General features: G+C 37.6%; 1 protein-coding gene. It reads right to left on the bottom strand.

From position 1 onward, the window contains the following. Positions 1-1,313 (bottom strand): ribonucleoside-diphosphate reductase subunit alpha (locus tag Q0075_RS11770; protein ID WP_297869678.1); only part of this gene is annotated, 1,313 nt, incomplete at both ends.

Raw genomic sequence — 1,313 nt, forward strand, 5'->3', positions numbered from 1 at the left:
GAACCATTGTGACGCATGATTTCTTGCTTCAATGTTTCGTTCCACAAACCTCTTTCTACTAAATCGTTCAATAAATGTTTGTTTACCACGATGAACTCTCCAGAAAGCACTCTTCTTGTATAAATATTTGAAGTATACGGTTCGAAAGCTTCGTTATTTCCTAAAATTTGAGACGTTGAAGCCGTTGGCATTGGCGCTACTAACAATGAGTTTCTCACTCCGTTTGCCATTACTTCTTTTCTCAAACTCGCCCAATCCCAACGACCTGAAAGCTCTTCATCTTTTAAGCCCCAAAGGTTGTGTTGGAATTCCCCTTTAGAAATTGGCGAACCTTCGTAAGATGAATATGGTCCTTCTTCTTTAGCCATTTCCATTGAAGCGGTTACTGCAGCGAAATACAAAGTTTCGAAAATTTCTTGATTTAATTTTTTCGCTTCATCACTCGTGAACGGCATTCTCAACATAATGAAAGCATCCGCCAAACCTTGAACTCCTAATCCAACTGGACGGTGGCGCATGTTTGAATTTTCCGCTTCTTTTACTGGATAGTAATTTCTATCAATTACTCTGTTTAAGTTGCGCGTTACACGTTTTGTTACGTTATATAATAATTCGTGATTGAAAGCTCCATTCTCAACAAACATTGGTAATGAAATTGATGCTAAATTACAAACCGCGATTTCATCCGGAGATGTATATTCTAAAATCTCCGTACATAAATTAGACGAACGAATCGTTCCTAAATTCTTTTGATTCGATTTTCTGTTCGCTGCATCTTTGTACAACATATAAGGTGTTCCCGTTTCAATTTGAGATTCTAAGATTTTCTCCCAAAGTTCTCTTGCACGAATAGTTTTTCTACCTTTTCCTTGTGCTTCGTATGAAGTATAAAGTGCTTCAAATTCATCTCCATAAACGTTATCTAAACCTGGACATTCGTTTGGACACATTAACGTCCAAGTTGAATCTTCTTCTACACGTTTCATGAATAAGTCAGAAGTCCACATTGCGAAGAATAAATCTCTCGCACGCATTTCTTCTTTTCCTGTGTTCTTTTTCAAATCTAGGAATTCGAAAATATCAGCATGCCACGTTTCTAAATAGATAGCAAAACTTCCTTTACGTTTTCCTCCACCTTGATCTACGTAACGAGCGGTATCATTGAAAACACGTAACATAGGAACGATTCCGTTTGAAGTTCCGTTTGTTCCACGAATGTACGAACCTGTTGCTCTTACATTGTGAATAGCTAAACCAATTCCTCCCGCTGATTGCGAAATTTTAGCGGTTTGTTTTAAGGTATCATAAATTCC

The sequence above is a fragment of the uncultured Flavobacterium sp. genome (assembly GCF_937967675.1).
Taxonomy (GTDB): domain Bacteria; phylum Bacteroidota; class Bacteroidia; order Flavobacteriales; family Flavobacteriaceae; genus Flavobacterium.